We start from the raw sequence: 20,607 nt of genomic DNA, 5'->3' as shown, positions 1-20,607 counted from the left end.
TGTTAACAGTTATAGCAGTCAGCTTTCAGCGGTCAGCTTTGGGTCAAATCAGCTCTAGCTATGTTCCTTGGCTCCCGTTAATTCCTAACAGTCGTGGCTACTGCTATAACTGTCAAGGGTCTCAACAGTGAACAAAACAGAAACTAGGCAGCGTTTTGGCGATACCAGTCAATGGTATTTTTTAGCCCTTGTCGAAAGTCCACCTGTGCCGTAAACCCAAAGGTCTGCTTTGCCCGTTCGGTATCTAAACAGCGACGGGGTTGTCCGTTGGGCTTATCGGTTTCCCAGACAATTTCGCCATCATATTCCATCAATTCACACAGTAAGGTGATCAGGTCACGAATAGAGATTTCATAACCCGTGCCTAAATTTACTGGCTCTGGGTCATTGTAATCAGCCGTCCCCATGACAATCCCCCGTGCGGCATCCGTTGAGTAGAGAAATTCACGAGTTGGGCTACCGTCTCCCCACACGGGTAATTTCTTTTCTCCTATGAGCTGAGCTTCGTGTATCTTACGAATCAATGCCGGGATGACGTGAGAACTCTTGGGGTCGAAGTTGTCTTCTGGCCCATACAAGTTCACAGGTAGCAAGTAGATACCATTAAACCCATATTGCTGCCGATAGGATTGGAGTTGAACGAGTAGGGCTTTCTTTGCTACTCCGTATGCCGCGTTGGTTTCCTCTGGGTAGCCATTCCAGAGGTCATCTTCTTTAAATGGAACTGGCGTGAACTTGGGATAGGCACAGATCGTGCCGATACACACAAACTTTTCCACACCCGCTTGATAAGCAGCATGAATTAGCTGTGTTCCCATCATCAGATTGTCGTAGAACAGTTCAGCGGGTTTTTCTTGATTTAGCCCTATACCTCCAACGTGCGCGGCTAAGTGAATGACAACATCCTGCTGTTCAACAGCTTGTTGGCACTTTTCTAGGGAACGGAGGTCATAGTCATGCGATCGCGGTACGCTAATCTTGTCTGGCTTAGCACCTGCCTGACACAGTTGCGCCACTACTTGACGCCCTAGAAATCCTGCCCCACCTGTGACAAGAATTCTTTTATTACTCAAATCTAAACTTGCCATTGCTGTTGCCATCCTTGCCTAGCACTGCTGAATTTTTCTCTTCAATCAGTCGCGATTCGATAGTGTTACTTTTTGCGAACGGACTTGCTGCAAGCCCCCTCACGTACTTTAATCAACCATACTGCCCACACTCTGACGAATATAAGCGTTATCACTCATTAGCTGTGAAGCTTCGCCATTGAGCCAAGGCAAACCCAGCGCTCGCAAGTCCGCTTCCACCATTAAGGCGACTAATTGCTCAAATGTTATGGAAGGTTCCCAACCAAGCTTCTGACGTGCCTTGGTCGGGTCACCAATTAGTAAATCCACTTCAGCGGGACGGAGATAGCGTTTGTCAAATTCCACATAGTCGTGCCAATCCAGATTGACGCAGTTAAAGGAAATATCTAGGAATTCCTGAATCGAATGCGTTTCGCCTGTAGCGACAACGTAATCATCCGGCTCATCTTGCTGTAGCATCAGCCACATTGCCTTGACGTAGTCTTTGGCGTAGCCCCAGTCTCGCTTTGAGTCGAGATTGCCTAGGTAAAGTTTTTTCTGCTGACCTGCTACAATTCGGGCGATCGCTCTCGTGATTTTCCGCGTAACAAAGGTTTCCCCCCGACGTGGCGATTCGTGGTTAAACAGTATCCCATTAGAAGCAAACATCCCATAGGACTCACGATAATTCACGGTTTGCCAGTGAGCATAAACCTTGGCACAAGCGTAGGGACTCCTTGGATAAAACGGAGTGGTTTCCTTTTGTGGTACATCCTGGACTTTCCCAAACATCTCAGAAGAACCCGCCTGATAGAAACGCACATTAATGCCAGTGCGCTGGCGATAGTCTCGAATCGCTTCCAACAGGCGTAGCGTTCCCATTCCCACAGAATCAACAGTATATTCTGGTGAGTCAAAACTCACACGCACATGGGATTGAGCGCCGAGGTTGTAAATCTCTACTGGCTTAACTTCCTCTAAAATCCGGCGCAGGGTAACACCATCGGTCAAGTCACCGTAGTGGAGAAATAACCGTGCATTTTCATTGTGAGGGTCTACATAGATGTGATCGATTCGGTCGGTGTTAAACGTGGAAGTCCGCCGAATGATTCCGTGAACCTCATAATCTTTCTCCAGCAACAACTCACTCAAATAGGAACCGTCTTGTCCTGTGATGCCGGTGATCAGCGCTTTCTTTCGTTGCGTCATCTAAAAATCTTCCTGTGACAAATGTGGGCACCCACGACAACTGCTTGCTTTGTTGAATCGATACTCCAACTAGAGTAGTGGGGAGCTAAATCAATTAACTTTAAATTTACTTAAAATTCTCCCATTGCGAAGTGTGCAATAGCATAACTTATGCCGTTGGTTTTAGCGAACTCTACGGAACACCAAGAATAAGGGATAAATGGATAGGTGGGTCTACATTTAAACATTTAGACAAACTAATGAGGAGATAATTGGCAGGGAAGCGGCAGATCAAGCAAGTTCCTGCAACACATTCTCCCGTCATCCTATCCCCGATCTTCCCAACAAGCAAAGCTATCCGCCATTTATAGAATGCCTGAACATTCCTGGTATCTCCCTCAGTACGCGCCATTATTTTTGGGAGCAATGATTACACCAAGAGTTCTCACTATCACCCATAAATCCAACCAAAAACTCCGGAAGTTAACATAGTAAACGTCAATCTGAACCCGACGCTCATAAGGAATGTCATTACGCCCTGAAACTTGCCATAAGCCAGTAAGACCTGGTCGAATTTTCAGAACTTTGTCCATATGACAACCGTACTTTGGTAGTTCCTCTGGTACTAACGGTCGAGGACCAACAACACTCATATCTCCTTTCAAAACATTCCAAAATTGAGGAAACTCATCTAGGCTAGTAATCCGTAGAAATTTTCCAATGGCAGTAATCCGAGGGTCTTGCTTGAGCTTGAAATTATCCTCAAACTCATTACGCAAGTGCGGGGATGTTGCCATAATATCGTCTAATATCTCATCGGCATTTTCTACCATTGTTCTGAATTTTATACAACCAAAAGCCTTGTAATCTTTCCCGACACGTTCTTGGACATAGAAAATTGGTCCAGGTGAACTGAGCGCAATCAACAGGGCAAGTATCAGGTAAATCGGCAAAAACAAAATCAGAACCAACAGCGCAAATATGACATCAAACAGCCGCTTGGCGAGATCTCCGTCTAAGCGATGTTGAGATAGACCTCGCTGTCTGTTTCGCGCCGCGAGTGGCTGAAATCCTCGCTTCACGAACGTTCTCAACATCTTGACGGAGATAAGTTGGCTTTCGGCAGTCATCTTACTCCTTCACTTCACACCACACCGTCATGATCATAAAGCCAGAAGACGCTTGCTAAGGTGTTCTTCGCTCTGGAAACACGAATTTGTTAGTTCAAAGTCGAGATTGAAAGTCCTCTTGACACTGCTCCAGAAAACTCAAATAGCGATCGCCAAAAACGTTTGGGGCAAATTCAGCAGCGTTTAATCGGCTCATTTCGGGACTAAACACTCCTTTTGACTCCTCAAAGGTTTTTACGGCTTCGATTAACGCTGCTGCACTCTGAGTTAGAAAAAATAGACCCGTTGCACGGTCTGAATGTTGCCGAATATCCCGCACCGTTTCCAGCGCACCACCAGCGCCATAAGCAATAACTGGCGTTCCACAGGCTTGAGCTTCCACAAGAGCAATGCCAAAATCTTCAATTGCAGCGTACACAAAAGCTTTGGCTTTAGCTAAATACTGCTCAACCACCGAGTCTGGCTGAAATCCCAGCACTTTTACATTTGGTCGTGCCAGATTACGAATTGTCTCCAACTCTGGTCCATCCCCAATCACAACGAGTGGGCGTTCTAGTTGATTGAAGGCTTCGACAATCAACGAAACTTTCTTATAACTGACTAGCCGGGAAACCGTGAGATAAAAATCTTCTTTTTGAGCCTGAAAGGGAAAGCGTTCAATATTGACTGGCGGGTAAATGACTTCAGCTTGACGGCGGTAGCAGCGCCAGATGCGACGTGCGGTATGGTGGGAGTTAGCAATAAAGTAATCCACTCGGTTGGCTGAAAGCACATCCCACTGACGTAGCCGATGCAGCAGATACCGCGTGAGAAAGCCTTGAACACCACGGCCTAGGCGACTACTACGGAGATAATCAAATGTCAAATCCCAGGCGTAGCGCATGGGGGTGTGGCAGTAGCAGATATGGGGCTGTTGCGGTGTGGTTAGGATTCCTTTAGCGACAGCGTGGGAAGAAGAGAGGATGACATCATACTCGCGTAAGTCCAGCTGTTCAATTGCTAGAGGGAGTAGTGGGAGATATTTTTGGACACCATTATAGGCATTGGGTAAGTGTTGCAAAAATGTGGTGCCAATCGAACGCCCAAACAGATAACTCTGGGGGTTAGTAGATTCAAAATCAATCAAGGCATAAAGATCGGCATCAACATGCTTTAAGATTTCTTGAACTACTAGTTCTGACCCGCCAGTTGCTTTGGGTGTCAACCATTCATGAACTAGGGCATACTTCAAGGACATTTACCCATAATGCTTGTCAGACTAAGAGCTTACCGCAAGCTGAGGCAGGTGGCTCTCAGCTTTTAGCGGTCAGCTTTCGGTTTTGAAAATAAAACTCAAGGCTCTAAGTACCAAGCCTTTACTCTCCTAAAGCTGAGAGCTAAAACAAAAACTTTCGTCGCGAAGGTCTAGCTACCGGAGCAGTAGGTGTTAAAGTCCGCGACAATCTGTTTTTCCAAGGTCGTGGCTTGTTGCACACCAAGCCGAGCCGCTTCAGCTGCTGAACGGTCATTCTTTTGTGAAGCGGCGATGAAGTTGCGCGTCGCTTTGCTGGTATCGCGATAGACATTAATAAAACCAGCTTGATAGTCTTGGAGTTTTTCGTCCTTAACATTGATGGCTTCCATAGCACGAGAAGCTTTTTCCATCGCATCAGCGGCTTGCATGACAGATTTAGGGTCATTCGCCTTTTCACCCTTGGTGACAGATTTCGCTTCACTAACAGCCCTGTTGGCAACCTCCATAATCTTTTTACACTCAGAGACTTTGCTCTGGGTGCAGCTAACAGTCCACAAGCTGATGGCGGTAGTTAAAGAAAAAAGGACGAAGTACCGCTTCGGAAAATGCATTAATGCTCTCCTAATGAATTTTGGGCACTCTCGTTGTCCTAGCATATTTTCTCTGTGCTTGAAAGCTTTACTTTTCTGTTGCTTCGAGTGCAGCAGCAATGCGTTGCAAAGTTTCTGTTAGTTGACCCAGTTGCTGGAGAGAATCATGTTGAGTTTCTGCAAGCGTTTGCACCGCGTCACTTAAAGCAAAGAGCTGATAGCCCTGTTGTTGAACTTGGTGCCCTTGGTGCTGCACCTGAATCGCAAGGGCATCCACACGGTCAGCCAAACGATCAATCGTCTCAGTAGTTGCCAGGACTGCCTCTCCAATTTGTTCAACAATTGACTCCAAGCGATTGATTCGGGTTTCCACGCCAAGTTCCTCCTTGTTTGTAGGAGTTGAATTGCTTTGAGCCTCTCCTGTCTGAGCGTGTCTATTCACCGGCAATTTTTTCTGATCCAAAAGCAAAATAACTCAACAATCGCTTCTTGTGTGAAAAGTGGCATATTGCCATGTCTATGAGAGAAAAGTCAACGGTACAACGTGAGCCGAAACGGTATCCATCTTGTCCCGAATGACTTTATTGATGACACCGTTGATGCCAATGCCAAGCATTGCTGATAATTTTACTGAGGTCTGAGTATTGAGGATACCAGCCAAGGATTTTTTGTGCCTTGTCGCAACTGCCAACCCAAAGCGGGGGGTCTCCGGGGCGGCGATCGCATTCTACGATGTTGATGTCCCGATTGGTGACTTGCCGTGCAGTTTCGATCACTTGCCGAACGGAGAAGCCGTTGCCATTGCCTAAGTTAAACAATATAGCCTGCCTAGAAAAACTTCATAATCAAGCACAGTCACAGGAACAGGAAGTAACAAGACATGAAGCAATTGACTAGCCTGACGCACCCACGCTGATTTTATAGACAATTATTGCTCCAATGGCGAGTATAATGCCCGTGTAATAGCGATTCAAATCCTAGTTTAGGGAGATCAGGCGTCACCGAAACGACGGTACTACCAGCTACTAATTGTTAGTTGTTATTTTGAGTGGTCAGACTGACAATTAACAACCAACGACCACCAACTCACCACTCACTGGTTCTTAACGATGTTCCTACTACTTACCCAAGTACTGCTGTGGCTGCTGCTGACAGTTATTCTTTACCAACTGCTGCTGAAAGTAATCCCTAGAGCGTATCTTACCCTGATTGGGGGGTTGTTTCTGTTTGCAATCATCGTGCTGGCGTTTTTCTTTCCCAACGATAGGTTGGTATCAGCAGCATGGAACATTCTCGCATTTCCCCTGAAGCCAGTGGGAGCTTCTATTTTGCTGTTAATCATTGCCTTACGCCAAGGGCTTGGTAAATCAAGGAATCTGGTTTCGGCAGCGCTACTGATTTTGCTAGTTTCTAGTACCCCAATCTTGGCGAATCAGCTGGCTCAACGGACTGAACTCGGAGCAATTCAAGCTGAGCAACGACGCCAAGAGCTTTGCCAGGGGGTGTGTCCGGCTGATGTGACACCGACAGGAACCGCTCCTGTTGGGGCGATTGTGGTGCTGGGACGGGGAACAACCCAAGCTAACCTACCCTACCGCACACAAATTCAGCTAACCGATACAGGCGATCGCATTCTTTACGCCGCTCAGCTTTATCGGGAACAGGTTGCCGCAGGTACCCGACCTCTAGTAATTGTTAGCGCTGGTCCTAGAGCGGATTTGCAAGGCAATCAAGACCAGACAACTGAGGCTAATGATATTGCCACCTTACTGACGCAACTAGGCGTTCCCCGTGAACAGATTGTGGTTGAACCCAGAGGGGTAGATCTGCGTAGCAGTGCTATAGAGGTAAACAATATTTTAAGAAGTCGGCAACTCGGCAACAGCCGTGTCCTCCTGGTTACCTCTGGACTCAATAGCCGCCGTGCGAGGCTAACCTTTGCGGATGTCGGAATCAACGTAATTTCTCGACCTACGGACTTTGTAGGATTTCAGGCTGGGGCAACACCGAGATTACGCCTTCGGATCGAATCGTTCCTCCCCACTGTTGAAGCACTCACCGTTACTACACGCATCGTTGAGGAGTTTCTGACCTCGCTTTATTACTACTTACGAGGCTGGCTAGCGCCGGTAATCATTTAACTCGCTCTCGCGATCATATTTACTCCCTTCCCCATAAAAGAATATTTAAGGCTGGGGAAGGGAGTACCTCACAAGGGTAGGTTTTTACTATTACCGAATAATACAGATTCCACCAAGTTCTACAGTGCATGACTGTGGTTTCTTAGCTTGTTCCAATCTGCGGTTGCTGGCGTTATAGGTGTATTCTCCGGCTGGGAAAACCCGGTTAGGATTGGCGCAATAGCGATAGGTTTGACCCCCTTCGGGATAAGACACGACAACAAAAGAACTGGTTGATGCCGGACAGTTATCTAAAACCGTCAATCCAAAGTCTCTTTGCAGTGTTTGTTTTCTGGAATCTGTGGTTGGGCTTGGTGTAGTTGGCGAGGATGGGGTTTGAGCAGCAGGTGCTCCCGGCTTTAATTCACTAACCCTCAGGTCATAGGTATATTCTCCTGCTCGGACAAAACGGTTGGCGTTGGCGCAGTAGGTGTAAGTTTGACCGTATTCTGGAAAGTAAGCCACCACTAAAGAAGTCCTTACGGCAGGACAGTTCTCCAGAACCATCAAGCCATACTCATTTTGCAGCAGTTGTCGTCTGGGATCTGTCGTTTGAGTTGATCGAGTTTGGGCAGTGGGCGCTCCTGGGTTTAACCGATCTGTTCTAGCCTCATAAGTATACTGTCCTGCCTGAAGCAGGCGGTTGGGGTTGGCGCAGTAGGTATAGGTTTGATCGGATTCTGGAAAAGAGACGACGACTAACGAACCTCTAGCGGGGGGACAGTTCTCCAGAACCCTCAACCCATAGTCATTTTCTAGCAGTTGTCGTCTGGGATCTTTCGTTTGATTCTGATTCGAGGGAGTTTGAGCGGTTGTCTGTTCGCTATTTCCTGAAACGGAAAGCGTATACCTGCCCCTAGTATTAGTTTGACCTAAAACTAGGAGTCTGTATTCCCCAGTCGCAGGCACCTGATACCGCAGAAAATTGGTTTTGTCAGTATATGCCACTTGGCTACCCGTCTGTGAAGAAGTCAGAACTAAGATTGGTGAGAGATTACTACCTTCTTCAACATCAACTGAAACTTGGATAGTATCGCCTCGCTGGGCGTTAAATAAATATTCCTCACCAGCAGCCATCTGCAAGGGAGTATCCCGAAGAGATTCGTTTCGATAGCGGAAGGTGGGAGAGGTAGTCCGGATAAACCCATTAACCGTCTCACCGTTCTTCAGCCGGGTAGCTGCTGCGCCTAGATCAGCAGCGATCGCTAGTATCATTCCGGTAACCACAACGGTGGCAGCGACTCGATTGAAAAACTTACGGATAATCATGCACACTAAATTTCTACAAAGACGACTGGCTTGAGGGTTGGACAGATTATATTCAGTCAAGGTTCCCCAAGCGCAATTCTCTTTGGCATTCTCAACACCTACAGCGGGCAGTTATCGATTTATATGAGTCAGACGGCTGAAACGAGTTATTGTTTTCTTGCCAGTCCCTTACTCCATCTCACCTTTCCATAGGTAGCCGAGTAGTTAAGTAGGGTACGTTACAACGCACCCTACCCTATGACTAGGAACTATTGTTACCTGCTTATACCTTGTTCACCACTGATGTCCTCAAATTCACTTGGCTATCTATGGCAACTGTCTGATAGACAGTCTCTGGTATGGGGTGACGTGCCTCAACCAGACTAATGGCTCTGGAGGCACTTTCAGGTAGAATCACCACCAAACTGCCTGGTTTCGCCTGATCCAATGCAGTATTAACTGCCTCGATTTCCTTGAGAATCGTTTCATAAGGGCAATCTGGCTTTTCTTGATTAATCCCTTTAGCGATCAACTCAGACGCCTCCCCACTCGAACGCCCCCGCAGATCATCATCTTCTTTAATAATTATCCGGTTAAAGATTTGTGCTGAGAGTCGGCCGAGTTCAATGAAGTCTTCATCGCGGCGATCGCCAGGTCCACCAATCACCCCAATGCGTTCTCCAGGCCAATTGCGGACAAAACTACCTAGCGCTTCATAACTTGCCGCATTGTGGGCATAATCAACAAGCGCATGGTAGCTACCAAGATTAAACAAATTCATCCGTCCTGGAGTCTGATTGACAGAAGCCCGGAAGGTTGTTAACGCCGCTCGAATTGCCTCAATCGGCACCCCTTGAGCAAAGGCAGCAAGACTTGCCGCTAACGCATTTGCAATCATGAAGGGCGCTCGTCCCTCCATTGTCACTGGCAAATGCACAGCCTGATCAATTCGCAGCGTCCAATCACCTTTCAGAATCGACAAATAGCCATTCTCATACACCGCCGCTAGACCACCACCTCGCGTGTGTTTTTGCACCAGCTCATTTCCTGGGTTCATTGAGAAGTAAGCCACCTGACCCTTCACCCGCTTCGCCATCTCGGCAACCAGGGGATCATCCGCGTTAAGGACAGCATACCCCTTAGGACTCACAACCTCTGCGACAACACTTTTTAGGTGAGCCAACTGCTCAATCGTGTCGATGTCCCCAATACCCAGATGGTCAGCCGCAACATTCAAGACAACGCCAACATCACAGCTCTCAAATGCTAAGCCAGAACGTAGTAACCCACCACGCGCTGTTTCCAGGACAGCAACCTCAACCGTTGGGTCTTTGAGAATAACCTGAGCGCTTTGAGGCCCGGTTGTATCACCTTTTTCCACAACATGGTCATCAATGTAGATGCCATCCGTGGTGGTGTAGCCGACAACTTGTCCAGTTTGCCGATAAATATGAGCAATTAGGCGTGTCGTTGTCGTTTTTCCGTTTGTCCCTGTAATCGCAATCATGGGAATCCGACCGGATTTACCATTGGGAAAGAGCATTTCCATCACTGGGGCAGCGACATTCCTGGCAAGACCAATGCTCGGACAGACGTGCATTCGGAACCCTGGGGCAGCGTTCACTTCCACAATAACGCCGTCTACGTCCCGCAGAGGCTGGGTAATATCAGGGGTGACAATATCAATTCCGGCAATATCCAGACCAATTGTTTTAGCAACTCGTTGCGCTAACCAAATATTTTCTGGGTGGATGTCGTCAGTCCGGTCTACAGCGATCCCTCCTGTACTGAGGTTAGCTGTCGCCCGCAGGTAACAAATTTCCCCTGAGTTTAGTACCGTATCCAGGGTGTATCCCTGACGTACCAACAAATCCATACTGGTGCGGTCTACGATGATTTTAGTGAGAACGTTATCATGACCTTCACCGCGATTCGGGTCACGATTTGTTGTCTCAATCAGTTCCTCAACGGTGGACTTACCATCCCCAATTACATGAGCTGGGACTCGTTCTGCCACCGCCACAACTTTGCCATTAATCACTAACACGCGGTGGTCGCGACCCTTATAGAAGCGTTCTACAATGACGGCTCGTGAGATATCTCTGGCAACATCGTAGGCTTGTTCCGCCTCATCCCAACTATTAATATCAATTGTGATGCCCCGTCCATGATTGCCATCCAAGGGCTTAATAACAATTGGGAAGCCACCGACTTCTTCGATCGCGCCTTCTAGCTCATCCAAATATTGAATTACTGTACCGCGTGGCACAGGAACACCTGCATCCCGGAGAATTTGTTTTGTACCTTCTTTATCACTAGCTAGCTCAACTCCTAAAATTCCAGAGTAGTTGCTCAATGTTGCCTGAATTCGCTTCTGGTGGACACCATAGCCGAGCTGAATCATCGCTCTAGCGCTCAGAGGCATCCAGGGAATATCTCTTGCTTCTGCTTCTTTGACAAGCGTTTCTGTACTTGGACCGAGGGCGGCATCGCGAGCAAGGTCTTGCAAGTCTTTCAGATCTTGCGCTAATTCACTTTTGGGATAGCTGCCAGTACTGACAATGCTCTGACACAGCCGTACAGCTGCCCGTGCGGCATAACGACCCGCTTGTTCGTCAATGTACTGAATCACAACCTGGTAGACTCCCGGTGTCGCTGTCTCCCTGGTGCGACCAAATCCCACTGGCATACCTGCCATTGTTTGCAGTTCTAGGGCAACGTGTTCAATGATGTGCCCCATCATCGTGCCTCTGTTCACACGGCTGAGGAAACCACCCCGAACACCGGGGGAACAGAAATGTTCCTCCAGACTAGGTAGTGTAGCAATCAGTCCCTCGTAGAAGCCAGGAATCTCGTTGGAGGGTTTTTCTGCTAGTTCCTCTAAATCGAGACGCATGACGACGAGGTTGTGGCGTCGAATGCTCCAATAGTTGGGTCCGCGTAACGTCTGGATTTTCAGAATTCTCATAGCAACTTTTGAGGGTGATTCACGATTGGGATCAGAAAGAAAGTATCAAGAAGCAATTACAAAAAATGCGCCTTTACTCCTTACTCCTGTAGGGTGTGAGCGAAAGACACGTCGTCAAGATGTGCCAAAATCCTTAAACAAGCGTAAGAGGGGTTTGCTCTTCCAATCGTCACACTCAAGCCAGCTATCACATAGCGAGGCTCGATGGGAGACGCTACGAAAGAGCTAGACTTGAGAGCTGGCTTGAGCAGGGGTGCCTCCATAACAACAAGGATAGAGAAAATTTTTATCTCGCTCAGCAAAAACCTCGTCGAGCGCTGTTAAGTCTATTGCTTGGTGGTTCCGACCTCGCATGAATACGCTCTTTTCACAAAAGGTGTAGTTTTGATCGGTGGGTAACGGCTTCATCCTAAGTTACCTTGCTTAAACCCTGACTTACAGGCATGGACGAGGTTTCGAGTCTTATCTAGTTTCTAGCTTTAAAAAGCCCTTAAACTGTTCACCAGTAACAGTTTTCTCCAAAGTAGCAGATATGTTTTCCAGGAGGAGGTATAGGAGCGTACAGGATGCCATTCGTATTGTTATACGGTCTCTAACCAACTGGAAGATATAGAAACCATGGGACTTAGCCGTCCTGCGGGATGAGACTACGTTTATGTAAATGGTAGCGATCGCCATAGCTAAGAATATGCACCCGGAGATTATGGAGACTAATTGGGTCGGTGGCACTAACATCAGGTTGGTTGGTATAAGACATTTCTCCTGGATCGATTATTGTCACAGTGCCTTTGCCCATTACCTGTAATAAGCCATCTCTCTCGAACAAGGCACAGGTATCTTCATCAATACCAATTCCTAATCGTTCTGGATGTTCTGCTACAGCACTCATTAAACGTGCCATCCGATTGCGATTGTGAAAATGCTGATCGACAATTACCTCTGGGATAATTCCGAGTCCCGTTGCCATGTCTACCAAAGACCGATTCGGGGACTCCCCACTGCCGCCTCCAGCAATCATGTGATGCCCCATGACGGCTGCACCTGCACTGGTGCCTGCTATGGTAATTTCACCTTGTTGGACTCGTCGCCGCACTTTTTCCATTAGGGGTGTGTCTGCGAGTAACCCACACAAGCGCAACTGGTCACCACCCGTCATGAAGACACCAGTACATTGTTCAACGTAATCCTGTAACAGGGGATCTTCGGCTTGGACGCGATCGCGGATGTCTAATACCTTGATTTCTTTTGCCCCCATATCCTCAAAAATCCGCTGATAGCGTTCGCCAATCACAGATGGTTCTCGCGAAGCTGACGGAATGATCCCAATTCGCGCATCACCTGACCCAGCACGCCCAAAAAACGTATGTAAGATCTCTCGTCCATGAACCTTGTCTTCAGCACCGCCGATCACTAAAATCGCGGTTTTAGTCGATTGAGGCATCTTAGTTTCGTGGGCTTGAGAGTCTAACTGCAACATAATGTCGATTTTGGGCATATCAATGAGGTAAGTCAAATAATTGAGTGTTGCTTATCAAGGGGCATGAGGATTAAGGAGGGAGGACTGTACAAGACATTCTCTTCTCTTCATAGAGGGACATCCACCTTCCGCTGTGGAGAATGCTCCGACGTGTTCGGAGCGTTTGTAAAATACAGAGTCTGTACCTGCATACGTTACCCAGTCCCCAATCACCAATCTCTAATCCCTAATCCCCTTTTATTGAAATGGCACTCTATCGCAATTTTTATTCTGGCTCAACTCCTCAGTCGATTGTGGGTGGAAAAAATGCTAATAGCTTCTATCCATTAACTTTGACGGCTTCAGTAACTAGCAGCTTTTACTCTAATTCCCTGAACAATCTAAGCTTTTGACTGTCCAGTTGATGAAGAAATGCCAGCTTACGTCGGCAATCTTCTTATTTTGAAGCAGTACTATCTATGCATAATGCCAGATAATGTGAATAATTTGTTATAATATCTTCAATGTTCTCTGACTTGAGCAACGGCAAATTATTGTTGTTTGAGAGCCACAGACCGTTGTCATTCAAGAATTTTAGGCAATTTCTCCTAACGCTCGACGCTCGGCACCCGATGAATCCCCTGTGCGATTTGATATTGTTACGCTGTTTCCCGATTTCTTTACGTCTCCTCTGTGTTCCGGGCTACTCGGTAAAGCGTTAGCCAAACAAATCGCCCAAGTTAATTTAGTCAATCCCCGCGATTTTACTACCGACAAGCACCGACGAGTCGATGATGAACCCTATGGCGGCGGTGTGGGGATGTTGATGAAACCAGAGCCAATCTTTGCGGCTGTGGAGTCATTGCCGATTTTACCCCGACGTGAGGTCATCCTGATGACACCTCAAGGGCAACCAATGAATCAGAGGTTGTTGGTAGACTTGGCAACAGGTTACGATCAGTTAGTGGTGATTTGTGGGCATTACGAAGGTGTTGATGAGCGGGTACTGCATTTGGTAACGCGGGAGGTATCTTTAGGGGATTTTGTCTTGACTTGTGGAGAAATTCCCGCACTGGCGTTAGTTAATGGAGTTGTGCGGTTGCGACCGGGAACGGTTGGGAAAGTTGAGTCGCTCAAAGCAGAAAGCTTTGAAGCCGGATTGCTTGATTATCCCCAGTACACACGACCCGCAGAGTTTCGGGGGTGGAAGGTTCCGGAGGTATTACTCTCAGGAAATCATGCAAAAATTGAGCGTTGGCGCAAAGAACAGCAGATTCAAAGAACACGCGATCGCCGCCCTGATTTATACACCGATTGGGTGAAGAATTCAAAAGGCGATCGCGAATAGAGTAGTGGTAAGTGAGGTGTGATGTCTCACTTTCATTCACTCCAAGCGACAGAACGAAAGCTAGAGGGGTGACGTGACGTTACTCAGTAGCACGCGATCGCGAGGTCATCTTTAAAATGTTAAAAACACTAAACGGTAAATTCTTCTTCGCTACAGCCTTGTCTTTAGTGTTGATTAACAGCATTGAATTGCCGAAACCTAGTAGCAATTTGGCGAGTTGGCTCAATATTAGTAACGAAGCCTCTGCCAGAAGTAGTGGAGGGCGTGGTGGCGGCGGTGGATTTAGCCGACCTTCTAATTCAGGCGGTTCTCGCAGCCGTCCTTCTGGTTCCAATGATGGTGGTGGTTACTACCGCAGCAATCCTGGTTATGGTTCTGGTGGCAATACCGTAATTATTGCTCCGGGAGGCGGTGGTTACTACGGCGGTGGGTATAGTACGGGAGGTGGGATTTTCCCAATGCTCCTGATACTGGGCATGTTTGGTCTGATTGCTCTATTTGTAATTTCAAATCGGCTGCAATCTTACAGAAGTTACAGCAATGACTCCTACTTTGCATCTGGATTGACCACTCAAACTAGTGAACGAGACAACGACACAGTAACTCTCAGTAAATTACAGGTAGCACTACTTGCTCAAACTAAAGGTCTTCAATCTGAGCTATCGCAACTGACACTTAGTGTAGATACCGATACCCCCGAAGGACTATTAGAACTTTTGCAAGAATCAGCCCTGACACTGTTACGAAATTCTGAGTACTGGAGCCATGCTCTTGCAAACTCACAAAGCGTCTATATAGATAAGGCGGAATCAATCTTTAATCAGCTTTCTCTGCAAGAGCGTAGCAAATTTAGTGCTGAAACTCTTACAAATGTGAAGGGTGCAGTCAGACAAAAAGAAGCTGTAATTCCGGGTTTAGAAGAAGACCCAGGAGCTTACATTGTAGTGACGTTGCTAGTTGGTACAGCAAATGACAAACCCCTGTTTAAAGATGTTCGTTCAATAGAAGAATTAAAGGGCGCTTTAGAAAAGATTGCTTCGGTACCAGCTGACTATTTAATGAAATTTGAACTCCTCTGGAGTCCACAAGTAGAGGCAGATAGCCTGACTTATGATGAACTACTGACCGAGTATACAGATATGGTTCAGATTGCTTAGGATGAAGCGTTAAATAAGAAGAATACAGAAGTTCAGGAGTGGCTGTGTTCATGAGAAGCCTAAACTTTGGATGAACTGAGGATAGATAAGATCAACCATTCGAGGGGAGTTCTTGGTCGCAATCCCCATGGAGTATTCAGGGGCTGCTATTGAGGTAGGATGAGAATCCCTTTCTCAAATGCCTTCTGGACTCCAGCCAGTTCCTCTATTCTCCCATCCTTTCAACGCAATTTAACTGTAATTTTATTAGCAGTTTTGTAAAGGAACATTCATACTTAGCCAGAGGAGAAGCTTGATTTTAAAATTATCAAGAAAAATTTAAAACAAATATAAAATAATTGTCATTTTACTCGACAGGGTTGAGGTTTAAAGGCTAGGTTTGGAACACCCAAGTATTCCTAAAGATGTAAAATGTTAGCCAAAATTAACTATAAGTTCCTCTTCGCTGCAGCTCTTTCTTTTGCATTAATTAATAGTATCAATATTCAGTTATCTAGTAATAATTCAGAAGCACTGCTGGATATCAGCAACGAAGTTTTTGCAAAAAGTAGCTCATCTTCTTCGCGCTCCAGTAGTTCTAGTAGTTCTAGCCGTTCGTCCTCTTCAAGCTCTAGTTCCCGCAGTTCCAGCAGCAGTTCATCTGGAAAACCTTCATCCGCTTCCAGCTCAAGTTCCAGCCGTTCAACTCCGAAGGATTCCTCTTCAAGCTCCAGTACGACTCCTAGTCGGGCAAGCGCCGGACGTACAGGAGGAAGAGCAAGCGGCGGTTCATTCCAGAAACCAACACCGTCCCAGGCTCCGGTGCGCTCTAGTATAACAACTAATCCCAAACAGACTAGCTTGCCTCAAAATAAACCCATCAGCCCTGTTAGGCAACAACCTGTGATTGTGCCAAGACACGTCGATGTTGATATTGAGATAGAGAACGAAGACGAAGACTACAACCCGAATCAAATTGCGCCAAATCCCTCAACAGCAGGTTCAACAACTAATACAGCTCCGTCTTCTGAGTCAAATTCCAACAGCAATTCTAGTAATTTATCCGAGTCAAATTCGGACAGCAATTCTAGTAATTTATCCAACTCGAATGGCTCATCTGATGATTTTTGGTCGGTAGTTGTGGGATGGGGAATCATCGGTTTCATGATCCTAGGGCTATCAGCAGGAATTGTCCTTTTGGTTTATTTCATCCTGAAGCAGAAAAAACGGAGTACTGCTGCTAATGAGCAAGACAATGATGTTGTAACTGTTAGCACGTTACAGGTGGCGCTTTTGGGGACAACCCAAGGGCTTCAATCGGAGCTATCTGAACTGACGCTTACGGCTGATACTGAGACTACTCTCGGACTAATACAGTTATTACAAGAATCAGCGTTGGTACTGCTACGGAACTCTGAGAGCTGGACGCATGTTCTAGCGAGTTCACAAACTGTTCAAAGTCGGGAGGAAGCGGAAGTTCTATTTAAGAAACTCTCGCTCCAGAAGCGGAGTAAATTCAGTGCGGAAACCCTTACAAATGTGGGTGGACGAGTGAACCGTAGGGATGCAGTTAACTTTGATCGTTATGAGGCTTCAGCGGATTATATTGTCGTGACGTTACTAGTCGGTACGGCAGATGACAAACCTTTATTTGGTGATGTCCGCTCGGTAGAGACACTGAAGGAAGCTTTGGAAAAATTAGGCTCAATGCCATCTGACTATCTGATGGTGTTTGAGTTGCTCTGGAGTCCTCAGGCAGAGGAAGACAGCCTGAGCTACGATGACTTATTGAGCCACTATACAGATATGATTCAGATTGTGTGAAGAGACTTGGATTGGAGTTTGGCAACAGGAGCCGCCTATTTCATGGAAAATGAACTCGATAACAATATTGTCACTGTCAGCAAGCTCCAGATTGCCTTGCGTAGTTCTGCTCGTTCTCTTCAATCTGAACTATCTGAACTCACTTTGAAAGCTGATACAGAAACGATAGAAGGGTTAAGGCAGTTACTAGAAGCTTCTGCACAAGTACTATTAAACTATTCTGAGAGCTGGACTCATGTCTTGGGGCGATCGCATACGATTCCCAGTCGTGAGGAAGCCGAAATCGTATTTAACAAGCTTTCTCTTGAGGAACGCAGTAAGTTCAGCGCTGAAACACTGACTAACGTGGGTGGCGAAATCCGGCAGCACCCCGTAGTCGAACCTGACCCCACTGAAGGGCCAGCCGCTTACATTGTGGTAACGTTACTGGTTGGGACAGCGGATGATCGACCGTTATTTGCTCAACTTGACTCGGCACAAGCCGTGCAGGATGTGCTGAAGAAATTAGCATCGATGCGAACTGACTATTTGATGGTGTTTGAGTTGCTTTGGACTCCTCAAGTAGAAACCGATACACTCACTGAAGCAGAGCTAGCGACAGAGTACGCTGATTTAGTGGCAATCTGAAGGAATCAAGTTAGTGACTGATTCCTTCAGGGGAAAGGAGTGCATGGCTTCTTTCCCCTTTGTCTTGGTGCGATCGCTCTGTACAACAGAAGGAAACTTCTACTGTAGAACGGGTAAGAGGCGATCGCATTTCATCAGCAATGAGCGAAAGCGCTACACCGACGCATCACTTTCGCTCGAAACCTACCTACCGATGTGCGTGTTCCTCCAGAATCTTCTGCGCCCGTGGCTTATAGATTAGATGGAACAACGTCTCAATGTAACGCATGATATCTTCACGGTTTTCCTTGGAATTGTAGTTCCAGAATCCATAAATCCGCGCCAACGACAGTAGTCGGGTTGTGTGAATCTTCCAGGTGTAAGTACTGTAGACCCGCTCTATTCCCTGATGAGCAATTTCTTCCCAGTAACTCGGATTTTGGTCACACTTGGAGACAAAATCCAGAATCTTCTGAGCCATCTCTTCCAACTGAGTGGGGTTGATTAAGAAGCCGTTCTTCTTGTCTTGAATAATCTCCAATGGTCCACCAAACTGCGTACCGAAGGTTGGTACACCAGAAATCATTGCCTCCAAAATTGTTAGACCGAACGCTTCAAACAGTGCGGGTTGAACGAAAACACCTTGATGGTCAGCAATGACGCGATAAATTTCGCCTGAATCACTCTTAGCTAGACGGACACCCAGCCAGCGGAATTTACCATTTAGATCGTATTGTTCAAGCAAGCGATAGAGCTTGACAATTTCGTCTTTTTCTTCGTTGTCAGTTGATTCCTCAACACGCAACTTCCCGGCGACGATAATTAGGTTACAACGCTCCTGCAAGGCTTCGCTCTTACCAAAGCATTCTACTAAACCTGTTAGGTTCTTAATCCGGTCAAGACGCGCCATTGAGAAGATAGGGCGCTTGCTAGGATCATCGAGGGTGCCATAAACCTGAGATGGGTCTTCTAACGTAAAGAGCAGTTCTTCAAGCCGTTCACGAGCATCCGGTATCCGATCTTCTTCACGAGTGTAGGGGAAGTAAACAGTCTCATTTACTCCTGGTGGCACAACGTTGAACTTGGGAGAGAACAGTTCAATTCCATCCACAACATGATAAAGCTCTGGCATTGTGAAACACTTGTAGGACTCATACTGACCAATGCTGTCCGGCGTTCCGACAATTTCTTGATAGGTACTGCTGATGACGAAATTCGCTGCATTCATCGCAATCAAGTCAGCGGTGAAGTGCAGCGAGAAGTGGTATTTGTCTTCTAAATCTTGCCAGTAGAGGTTACTGAACAGGTATTTGGATTTTTCCAAAGCATGGGCAACATTACACTGGGTCACCTTCAATCGGCGGGCAAGCAGGAAGGCAACCAAGTTGCCATCAGAATAGTTACCGACAATTAAGTCAGGTTGACCTTGGAATTCTGCTAGGAGTTCTTTTTCTGCATCGATCGCGTAGGTTTCCAGATATGGCCAAATCTCAAATCGTGAAATCCACTCCTGGGTCATTTTGGGATTAAATTCTCGGAATGGTACCCGCAAAATCCAAGCATTATCAGTGCCGTGTACTTTTTCCAGGCGTTCGTTACAGCGTGTGCCATCACTGTTGGCAATGAGACGGCTAAGGATAATGACCTTGGGTTCAACTCCCAATCCTTCCAATCCCGCGAGTTTAATGTCCTCTTGCAGTTGCTTTTCTAAACTCCGTGCTTGGTCAAGGACGTAGACAACCTGGCCGCCCGTATCCGGACGCCCTAAGACACCTTCTTGCCCAAACCAACCGTGGATTGAGACGAGGACAATCCGAAAGATCATCGGGATGCGGGAGATGAATCGTTCAAGCCCCTCGTCAGCAGGGGAGTCGATCAGTTCATCAAGAATTTCCAAAGTTTCCCTGACTCGATAGGCAGTATTACCCCAGCCTGCTTCAAAGCCCATTTCTTGCAGCTTGTAGCGAAATTCTTCGTAAGGTTCCTGTTCTGGGCGATCGCTGACAAACGCCAAAGCCCGTTTTACCTGATCTGAGAGTTGCTGCTGGTTCTTAATCCGCCCGTTAATCAGTAGCTGAGTACCGTGAAACTGATGGAGACTTAAGAAGTTATACAAAGACTCCAGCCACTCGCGAGGGTCTTGAAATAATTTACTGGAGAGAAAGCGGTTGAGGAAGCGGACTCCTTTACCGATATTTTTGGGATCGCGAATGGTTGGGGTGTAGTCGTAAAAGGGACGGAAATCAAGTTCGAGGAGATCACCTTCATTGGGATGGTGACGGTTGACCAAGCGATCGCGTAAATCTAACAGTTCTTGCACGCTCACTGGCTCAACTGTCAAGTCTTCAAAGACTCGGAAAACTTCCTGGGAGGCAATTTTGGGTCGGATGATCAAGTAGAGGGTTTCGTCCTCCTTAATGATTTCCTGGGTGTAATACACCAGTTGTCCTAGATGAGACGACTGATAAAAATATTCCGGTTTCTTGTGGCTGGTGCAGTATTCAGAAAAAGCGGTAATAATGTCGTTTCGCAGTAGATACTTGGTTTCCGAGTTGCGTAACTGTCTGGCAAATTGCCGTAAATCACTTCTCTCGTCACTATCAATAACATCCTGGATCAGATTGATCATTGC

Annotated in this window: 18 protein-coding genes and 1 pseudogene; 6 read left to right on the top strand and 13 right to left on the bottom strand. The window is 46.8% G+C overall.

Annotated features, from left to right (window positions below; genetic code table 11):
- Positions 1-143: 143 nt before the first annotated feature.
- The 7 genes and pseudogenes from AC5JL3_RS11595 to AC5JL3_RS11565 form a co-directional block, all read right to left on the bottom strand.
- Entirely contained in the window at positions 144-1,088 is a 945-nt protein-coding gene (locus AC5JL3_RS11595; RefSeq protein ID WP_496074636.1) for a GDP-L-fucose synthase family protein, read from the bottom strand.
- Positions 1,089-1,196: 108 nt separating this feature from the next.
- Entirely contained in the window at positions 1,197-2,276 is a 1,080-nt protein-coding gene (gene gmd / locus AC5JL3_RS11590; RefSeq protein WP_496074635.1) for a GDP-mannose 4,6-dehydratase, read from the bottom strand.
- Positions 2,277-2,653: 377 nt separating this feature from the next.
- On the bottom strand, positions 2,654-3,385 hold the full coding sequence (locus AC5JL3_RS11585; RefSeq protein WP_496074634.1) for an undecaprenyl-phosphate galactose phosphotransferase family protein: 732 nt from the start codon (positions 3,383-3,385) through the stop codon (positions 2,654-2,656).
- A 94-nt stretch (positions 3,386-3,479) separates the two neighbouring features.
- Positions 3,480-4,622 (bottom strand): glycosyltransferase, encoded by a 1,143-nt coding sequence (locus AC5JL3_RS11580; RefSeq protein WP_496074633.1) that lies wholly within the window; start codon positions 4,620-4,622, stop codon positions 3,480-3,482.
- A gap of 167 nt (positions 4,623-4,789) precedes the next feature.
- On the bottom strand, positions 4,790-5,230 hold the full coding sequence (locus tag AC5JL3_RS11575) for a hypothetical protein (RefSeq protein WP_496074632.1): 441 nt from the start codon (positions 5,228-5,230) through the stop codon (positions 4,790-4,792).
- A 67-nt stretch (positions 5,231-5,297) separates the two neighbouring features.
- Positions 5,298-5,582, bottom strand: a complete 285-nt coding sequence (locus AC5JL3_RS11570; RefSeq protein ID WP_496074631.1) for a hypothetical protein — start codon at positions 5,580-5,582, stop codon at positions 5,298-5,300.
- A 208-nt stretch (positions 5,583-5,790) separates the two neighbouring features.
- Positions 5,791-6,024: pseudogene (locus tag AC5JL3_RS11565) on the bottom strand (UDP-glucose 4-epimerase GalE); the annotation flags it as partial.
- Positions 6,025-6,318: 294 nt separating this feature from the next.
- Between AC5JL3_RS11565 and AC5JL3_RS11560 the strand changes: the two are divergent.
- On the top strand, positions 6,319-7,350 hold the full coding sequence (locus AC5JL3_RS11560; protein ID WP_496074630.1) for a YdcF family protein: 1,032 nt from the start codon (positions 6,319-6,321) through the stop codon (positions 7,348-7,350).
- A gap of 90 nt (positions 7,351-7,440) precedes the next feature.
- Here AC5JL3_RS11560 and AC5JL3_RS11555 read toward each other — a convergent pair whose 3' ends face one another.
- The 4 genes from AC5JL3_RS11555 to AC5JL3_RS11540 form a co-directional block, all read right to left on the bottom strand.
- Positions 7,441-8,658: a hypothetical protein gene (locus AC5JL3_RS11555; protein ID WP_496074629.1), complete on the bottom strand. Its 1,218-nt coding sequence runs from the start codon at positions 8,656-8,658 to the stop codon at positions 7,441-7,443.
- 262 nt (positions 8,659-8,920) lie between these two features.
- Positions 8,921-11,605, bottom strand: coding sequence for a cyanophycin synthetase (gene cphA, locus AC5JL3_RS11550; protein ID WP_496074628.1), 2,685 nt, complete (start codon positions 11,603-11,605; stop codon positions 8,921-8,923).
- Positions 11,606-11,830: 225 nt separating this feature from the next.
- Positions 11,831-12,013, bottom strand: a complete 183-nt coding sequence (locus AC5JL3_RS11545; protein WP_496074627.1) for a hypothetical protein — start codon at positions 12,011-12,013, stop codon at positions 11,831-11,833.
- A gap of 217 nt (positions 12,014-12,230) precedes the next feature.
- A complete protein-coding gene (locus tag AC5JL3_RS11540) occupies positions 12,231-13,082 on the bottom strand; it encodes a cyanophycinase (protein WP_496074644.1) in 852 nt (283 codons plus the stop codon).
- Positions 13,083-13,704: 622 nt separating this feature from the next.
- Between AC5JL3_RS11540 and trmD the strand changes: the two genes are divergently transcribed.
- Complete coding sequence (trmD, locus tag AC5JL3_RS11535) at positions 13,705-14,409, top strand: tRNA (guanosine(37)-N1)-methyltransferase TrmD (RefSeq protein ID WP_496074626.1); 705 nt, start codon at positions 13,705-13,707, stop codon at positions 14,407-14,409.
- Between the two features lie 116 nt (positions 14,410-14,525).
- On the top strand, positions 14,526-15,566 hold the full coding sequence (locus AC5JL3_RS11530) for a DUF1517 domain-containing protein (RefSeq protein ID WP_496074625.1): 1,041 nt from the start codon (positions 14,526-14,528) through the stop codon (positions 15,564-15,566).
- Between the two features lie 485 nt (positions 15,567-16,051).
- Here the strand turns inward: AC5JL3_RS11530 and AC5JL3_RS11525 are convergent, their stop codons facing one another.
- Positions 16,052-16,396, bottom strand: a complete 345-nt coding sequence (locus AC5JL3_RS11525; protein WP_496074624.1) for a hypothetical protein — start codon at positions 16,394-16,396, stop codon at positions 16,052-16,054.
- Between the two features lie 10 nt (positions 16,397-16,406).
- Here AC5JL3_RS11525 and AC5JL3_RS11520 point away from each other — a divergent pair, with 10 nt between their 5' ends.
- The 3 genes from AC5JL3_RS11520 to AC5JL3_RS11510 are packed head-to-tail and all read left to right on the top strand — an operon-like array spanning position 16,407 to position 18,237.
- Positions 16,407-17,369, top strand: coding sequence for a DUF1517 domain-containing protein (locus tag AC5JL3_RS11520; protein ID WP_496074623.1), 963 nt, complete (start codon positions 16,407-16,409; stop codon positions 17,367-17,369).
- 42 nt (positions 17,370-17,411) lie between these two features.
- Positions 17,412-17,996, top strand: coding sequence for a DUF1517 domain-containing protein (locus AC5JL3_RS11515; RefSeq protein WP_496074622.1), 585 nt, complete (start codon positions 17,412-17,414; stop codon positions 17,994-17,996).
- Positions 17,997-18,009: 13 nt separating this feature from the next.
- A complete protein-coding gene (locus AC5JL3_RS11510; protein ID WP_496074621.1) occupies positions 18,010-18,237 on the top strand; it encodes a hypothetical protein in 228 nt (75 codons plus the stop codon).
- Here AC5JL3_RS11510 and AC5JL3_RS11505 read toward each other — a convergent pair.
- Positions 18,184-20,604 (bottom strand): sucrose synthase, encoded by a 2,421-nt coding sequence (locus AC5JL3_RS11505; RefSeq protein ID WP_496074620.1) that lies wholly within the window; start codon positions 20,602-20,604, stop codon positions 18,184-18,186. The two genes, AC5JL3_RS11510 and AC5JL3_RS11505, sit on opposite strands and share 54 nt — an antisense overlap.
- Positions 20,605-20,607 lie beyond the last annotated feature (3 nt).

The sequence above is a fragment of the Symplocastrum torsivum genome (assembly GCF_059505465.1).
The sequence above is the reverse complement of the archived record's forward strand: the minus strand, read 5'-3'. Positions and strand labels throughout refer to the sequence as shown.